The following is a 6,313-nucleotide window of genomic DNA, read 5'->3' on the forward strand; positions in this document are numbered from 1 at the left end:
CCGCGCGGCCCGCCGCGGGCCGTCTCCCGCGTGGCCCGCCGTGGCCCTGCGCCCGCGCCCCCGGGCCGTGGACGCGGGGGCGCCGGCCCTTGTCGCGGCATCGCGCTCCGCTACTCTGCCCCCGCGTGCCGCCAGGCCTCGAAGAGTCCGCGCGGTCTCGCGGCCGCTGCCGGTCGAAGCGGTCGTTCGGGGAGGGGGGTTCGGGTGCGTCTCTTCCCGCTCGCCGCTCGATCGCGTCTCGAAAGTCCAGTTCCGATGTCGAACGCCCACCGCCTGCTCGTCGTCGACGACGATCCCTCGCTCCGGGACACGCTGACCGAGCAGCTCGACCTCTCGGACGAGTTCGAGGTCGTGACCGAGGAATCCGCGCTCGGCGCGGTCGCGCGGGTCGCGGCCGAGCGGGTCGACCTCGTGGTCATGGATGTCGGGCTTCCCGACCTCGACGGCCGCGATGCGGTGAAGCAGATGCGCCAGAACGGCTTCCGCGGCCCGGTCATCATGCTGACGGCCCAGACCTCCGACGCCGACGCGGTGCTGGGGCTCGACGCGGGCGCCAACGACTACGTCACGAAGCCGTTCAAGTTCGCGGTGCTGCTCGCCCGCATCCGGGCCCAGCTGCGGCAATACGCGGCGAGCGAGGACGCGATCTTCCAGATCGGGCCCTACACCTTCCGGCCGGGTGCCAAGCTGCTGGTGGGCGAGCGCGGCTCGAAGCTGAAGCTGACCGAGAAGGAGACCGCGATCCTGCGCTTCCTCTACCGGGCCGGGCGCCAGGTCGTCGGCCGGGACACGCTGCTCGCCGAGGTCTGGGGCTACAACGCGCAGGTCACCACCCACACGCTGGAGACCCACATCTACCGCCTGCGCCAGAAGATCGAGCCGAACCCCGCCACGGCGTCGATCCTCGTCACCGAGGGCGGCGGCTACAAGCTCTTGCCGTGACGGACCGCCCGCCCCGGCGCGGCCCCGGGAGGGCCTGAGCGGCCCGGGCGCCGGCCTCAGGTGCCGACCCGGCCGCCGCCCCGCCTCGTGATCGCCACCACGGCGGGGCGCGGCGGCAGGGCGGGGTCGAAGTCGGGCCAGCGCGTCGCCGGCTGCGCGAAGGTCGCCGGGGCGGCGTTCGGGTCCTCCTCGTCGGCCTCGCCGGGGTGCTGCACGGCCACGAAGAAGGTGGTGTCGTCGGGGGTGAAGCAGGGCCCGCACATCTCGGCCCCGGCCGGCACCTGGAAGAAATGCTTCCCGGTGCCCCGGCCGGCCCCCTCGGTCTCCAGGGCCCAGATGCCGTCGGCGCGGCCGGTCCGGCCCGGCGCGTTGCCGTCCGTGGCCACCCAGAGCCGGCCCTGCCCGTCGACCGCGCAATTGTCCGGCATGCCGAACCAGCCGTCCCGCGTCGTCGCCGACGAGAAGGTGGCGCCGACCGCCGCGACGGCGGGGTCGCCGCAGCGGACCAGCACCTCCCAGGCGAAGCCCGCCGCCGCGACGTCGCCCCCGTCCGGGCTGATCTCGACGATGTGGCCGAAGCGGTTGTCGGGCCGCGGGTTGGCGGCGTCGACGGCGTCGGGCCTCCGGCGCACGTTGTTCGTGAGCATCACGTAGACCTTGCCGGTCCGCGGATCGGCCTCGACGTCCTCGGGCCGGTCCATCCGGGTGGCGCCCAGCAAGTCGGCGGCGCGGCGCGTCTCGATCAGGACGTCGGCCTCGTCGGAAAAGCCGTTGTCCGGGGTGAGCGGGCCCTCGCCGAACACGAGCGGCAGCCACGTGCCGCGCCCGTCCGCGTCGAAGCGGGCCACCGCCAGGGTGCCGCGATCCAGGATGTCGCGGCTGGCGCTCCGGTCGGCGGGGTCGACGCGGTCCCGGGTCACGAAGCGGTAGACGTAGTCGAAGCGCTCGTCGTCGCCCTGGAACACCACGTAGCGCCCGTCCGGGGCGAGGAGGCCCGCCGCCCCCTCGTGCTTGAAGCGGCCCATGGCGGTGCGCTTGCGCGGCACCCAGGCCGGATCGAAGGGATCGATCTCCACCACCCAGCCGAAGCGGTTCGGCTCGTTGGGCTCGCGCGCGAGATCGAAGCGCGGGTGGAAGCGGCCCCAGCCGTAGAGGCCCGCCGGCACCCCGAGCCGCTTGTGGTTGCGCGCCTCGGGCGAGCCCTCCGGCAGCCGGCCCTCGAAGTAGTAGTTGATGTTCTCCTCGCAGGTGAGCCAGGTGCCCCACGGCGTCACGCCGCCCGCGCAGTTGTTGATCATGCCGAGGACGTGGCGCCCCTCCGGGTCGGCCGCGGTGCGCAGGCGCGCCGAGCCCGCCGCCGGCCCGGTCATCACCATCGGCGTCGTCGCGGTGATGCGGCGCGCGTAGGGAGAGCCCGGCACGACCCGCCAGCGTCCGTCGACCCGCCGCACCTCGATCACCGAGCCGCCATGGGCCGCCATCTCGACGTCCACGAGCTCCCGGCTCATGCCCGCGAAGGCCGTCCTGCCGTCCTGCCGGCCGAGGCCCGGGAACATCAGCTCCTCGTTCGTGTACTCGTGGTTCACGACCAGGAGGCCGTGGCCGGCCGGGTCGGCCGCGCCCGGCATCGGGAAGTAGCCGAGGAAGTCGTTGTTGTAGCCGAACTGCATCGCCTGCGCGGCGGCGCTGGGGGCGTGCGGGTCGAAGGCGGGCGCGCCGGGCAGCACCGGGTCGCCCCAGCGGATGAGGATCTCGGCGTCGTGCCCCGCCGCGACGTGGTGGCGCTCGTCGCAGCCCGCCGGCAGCTCCGCGAACGGGAAGACCGGGCCGGCCCGGACGCCGTCCGCCGCGGCGCCCCCCGCCGCCAGCGCCCGGGGCGTCACCACCGCCGCGATGGCCCCGACCGCCAGGGCGCCGCCCAGCACCTCGCGCCGGTCGAAGCGCCGGGCCACGACGTCGCCGAGCGTCGGGTTCCGGCTCGGGTTGGTGCCGGCATCCTCGGCGGCCTCGGCCCGCTGGGAGCGGCTCGGCGTGGGCTGGGTCATGGCGTCTCCTCCGGCGCGGCGGATCCCCGGTTAGGCCGGGCCCGTGGCGCCGCGATGACGGCGCGCCCGGCGCCCGGCCGGCGCGGCCCCGCCCGCCGCCTTGCCGGGCGCCCAGTTTCGCGGCATCACCGGCGGCCTCGCGCGGGCATCCTGCCCGATCCGCGCGCACGCTCTCCGGTGACCGCCCATGATGACCCGTCCCGACGTCCTCGCCGCGATCGGCGGCACGCCGCTGATCCGTCTGCGCCGCGCGTCCGACGAGACCGGCTGCACCATCCTCGGCAAGGCCGAGTTCATGAATCCCGGCCAGTCCGTGAAGGACCGGGCCGCCCTGTTCATGGTCGACGCGGCGGAGCGGGCCGGGGCGGTCCGGCCCGGCGGCACCATCGTGGAGGGCACGGCGGGCAACACCGGGATCGGCCTCGCGATGGTGGGCGCCGCCCGCGGCTACCGCACCGTGATCGTGATCCCGCAGACGCAGTCGGCGGAGAAGAAGCTGGCCCTGCGCCTGGCCGGCGCCGAGCTCGTCGAGGTGCCGGCGGTGCCCTTCGCCAACCCCAACAACTACGTGAAGGTCGCGCGCCGCCTGGCCGAGCGGCTCGGCGCGACGGAGCCCTGCGGCGCCTTCTTCGCCGACCAGTTCGACAACCCCGCCAACCGCCAGGCCCACGCCGCCACGACGGGACCGGAGATCTGGGAGGCGACCGGGGGCAAGGTCGACGGCTTCATCTGCGCGGCCGGCACCGGCGGCACGCTGGCGGGGACCGCCGAGGCCCTGCGCGCCCGCAACCCGGGGGTGATGATCGGGCTCGCCGATCCGGACGGCTCGGCCCTGCACGCCTACTACGCCACCGGCACCCTGCGGGCCGAGGGCAGCTCGCTCACCGAGGGCATCGGCCAGGGCCGCGTCACCGGCAACCTCGAGGGCTTCCGGCCCGACGTGTCCTACGCGGTCTCCGACCGCGAGGCGCTGCCGCTCGTGTTCGGGCTCCTCGCCGAGGAGGGCCTGTGCCTCGGCGGCTCGTCGGGCATCAACGTGGCGGGGGCGATCCGCCTCGCCCGCCGCCTGGGCCCGGGCCACACCATCGTGACCATCCTGTGCGACGGCGGCGCCCGCTACGCCTCGAAGCTGTTCGACGTCGGGTTCCTGCGCGAGCGCGGCCTGCCGGTGCCGCCCTGGCTCGAGGCGCCGCGGGCGATCGACCCGCAGCTGGTCTGACGCGGCGCCCGCCGCGCCGGTGCCCCGCGGGCGGACCGGGCCCGGGGAGGGGCGGCGTCCGCTCCCCGCGGGCCGGGCATCAGCGGGCGCGCCCGGTGCGCCAGCGCAGGAATTCCTGGAACAGCTGGTCGCGGTCCACCTCCGCCGGCGCCCGGCGCTGCGCCAGGAACTGCGCGATGTCGCCGGACGTGGCGGCCACCCGGGGGATCGGCTCGTCGCGCCGCTCCAGCCAGTCCCGGGCCGCCCGGAACCGGTTCCAGCCCGCGACCTCGGCGCCCAGGTTCACCTCGCGCCATTTGGGGTGGCGGGGCGGCTTCAGGAACTCGTCGAACTTCGTGAAGAAGGCGTCGACGAAGCGGGCGATCCGGTTGTAGCGCTCGCTGCCCTTCGGCCAGTTGTAGGCCGCCAGGATGGTCCCGACCGCCAGCGTCCGCACCGTCCGGCCCTCGGGGGCGAGCTTCGGGTAGTCGGCGCTGGTCACCTCGGCCGGCAGGTAGGTGTCGGCGGCGGCGCCCGCGAAGGGCACGTCGAGGAGGTGGTAGCGGCCCTGCCCGTCGAAGGCCGCCAGCACCGCCACGGGCTTCGCGGCGACCGAGACCACGGCCGCCACCTCGCCCCGCGTCAGCTTCTCCAGCGCCGTCGCCTGATCGACGTTGACGGCCTCGACCTGCAGGCCGAGGCCCTCGAACATTGCCCGCCCGGTGGCGTCGGTGCCGCTGCCGCTGACGTCGAAGGTCACCTTCCGGCCGGCGAGCTGGCGAATGTCGGTGATCTCCCGGGACGCCACGACGTGCAGCTCGTCGTTGAACAGCCGGGCGATGTAGCTGATGTGGGCGCCGATGTTCGAGACCCGCTTGTCCTTGCGCAGCTGGTCGAGCGTGTCCGTCCGCACGAAGCCGATGTCGATGCCCTTCAGGTAGCGGACGTCGTAGGCGTTCTGGCCGGCGCCCTTGCCCATCACGGGCAGCACCCGGAGGTCGTTGGTGCCGTCGAGGACGAAGGCCAGGTCGCTGGCGAGGCGGAAATAGGTCCCGCCCGGCGTGCCCGAGATCACCGCCACGGTGTTGGCGTTGAGCCGCTCGCTCAGGGCGGCGTCCTCGTGGGAGTCGCGGGCGGGCTCGGCCCTGGCGGCCCGCTGGCGCGCCTTCGCCCCGCCGCGCGGGGAGTCGGCGTCCTGCGCGGCGGGCGGCCGCTCCGGCGGGGCCGGCTCCGCCCGGAGCGGTCCGGCCCAGGACAGGAGGGCGGCAAGCCAGATCGCGGGCGCAGCACGGCGTATCATGATGTCCTCCCTCGGTTCGTTGAGCGCCCCGCCGACGCGACCATGCGCGGTGCGTGGGGGGCGCCGTGGTGTCGGGTCCCGCCGGCCGGCCTCGCTCCGGTCGGCCGAGCCTCCCGCCCCGGCCTCCGGCCCGCTGCCGTCAGCCGGTCCTCCCGGTCGCGGGCGGCGTCGGCGTCGCCGGGATGTCGTCCCCCGGGGCCGCTTGCGCCCCGGACGGCGGGCGGCGCGACGCCGGCCCTCGGCGTTCAAGGCGTCGGGTCGAGCGCGACGCCGCCATGCTAGTCGCCCGCCGCCTCGAGGGCGGGCAGGCCCGCCTGCCGGACGTGCTCGCCCTCGCCCGGCGGGAGCTGCTGCGCGCGCCGGTAGAGCTCGCCGGCCTTCGCGGGGTCGCCCTGGAGGCCCCTGACCTGGAGCGCGGTGAGCCGCGCCGGATCGTAGGTCTCGGCCAGCAGCACGGTCGCGCGGGCGCTGCCGGCCCGCATGGCGTGCTGCAGCAGCAGGCGGGCGCCGCTGATGTCGCCGTGGCGCAGGAGCAGGCCGACCCGGGCGAGCAGCCGGTCCTCGTCGACGGCCGCGGGCGGCAGCGCCTCGGCGATCCTGTCGGCCGGCCGGGGCGCGCCGGCGCCCGCGTCGGGCTCCGCGGGCGGCCGCGGCATCGGGAGCATCGCCCGCACCAGCGGCGAGGCCGGGTGGTCCGGCAGGAGGGGAGGGGGGACGGCGAGCCCCGCGGCCTGCGGCGCCGCGGCCCGGTCCGGGGCCGCCCGGCCTGCGTCGAGCGCCACGGTCGACAGGGCGTCGACGCGCAGGCGCAACCGGTCCAGGCGCCCG

The 6,313-nt window shown here is 75.9% G+C and carries 4 protein-coding genes and 1 pseudogene; 2 read left to right on the forward strand and 3 right to left on the reverse strand.

Features of this window, described 5'->3' with window-relative positions; all coding sequences use genetic code 11:
- Window positions 1-255: 255 nt before the first annotated feature.
- The gene (locus tag DT057_RS33550) at window positions 256-942 is read left to right on the forward strand and encodes a response regulator transcription factor (RefSeq protein ID WP_128566344.1); all 687 of its coding nucleotides are present in this window, start codon (window positions 256-258) and stop codon (window positions 940-942) included.
- A 56-nt stretch (window positions 943-998) separates the two neighbouring features.
- On the opposite strand, the gene DT057_RS33555 is transcribed toward DT057_RS33550, so the two are convergent.
- Window positions 999-2,987, reverse strand: coding sequence for a PhoX family protein (locus tag DT057_RS33555; protein WP_128566345.1), 1,989 nt, complete (start codon window positions 2,985-2,987; stop codon window positions 999-1,001).
- Between the two features lie 187 nt (window positions 2,988-3,174).
- Between DT057_RS33555 and DT057_RS33560 the strand changes: the two genes are divergently transcribed.
- Complete coding sequence (locus tag DT057_RS33560) at window positions 3,175-4,206, forward strand: cysteine synthase A (RefSeq protein WP_128566346.1); 1,032 nt, start codon at window positions 3,175-3,177, stop codon at window positions 4,204-4,206.
- A 79-nt stretch (window positions 4,207-4,285) separates the two neighbouring features.
- Here the strand turns inward: DT057_RS33560 and DT057_RS33565 are convergent, their stop codons facing one another.
- Entirely contained in the window at window positions 4,286-5,485 is a 1,200-nt protein-coding gene (locus tag DT057_RS33565) for a TAXI family TRAP transporter solute-binding subunit (protein WP_128566347.1), read from the reverse strand.
- Between the two features lie 278 nt (window positions 5,486-5,763).
- A pseudogene (locus tag DT057_RS35795) lies at window positions 5,764-6,313 on the reverse strand (hypothetical protein); the annotation flags it as partial.

Source organism: Methylobacterium crusticola (assembly GCF_003574465.1).
GTDB lineage: Bacteria > Pseudomonadota > Alphaproteobacteria > Rhizobiales > Beijerinckiaceae > Methylobacterium > Methylobacterium crusticola.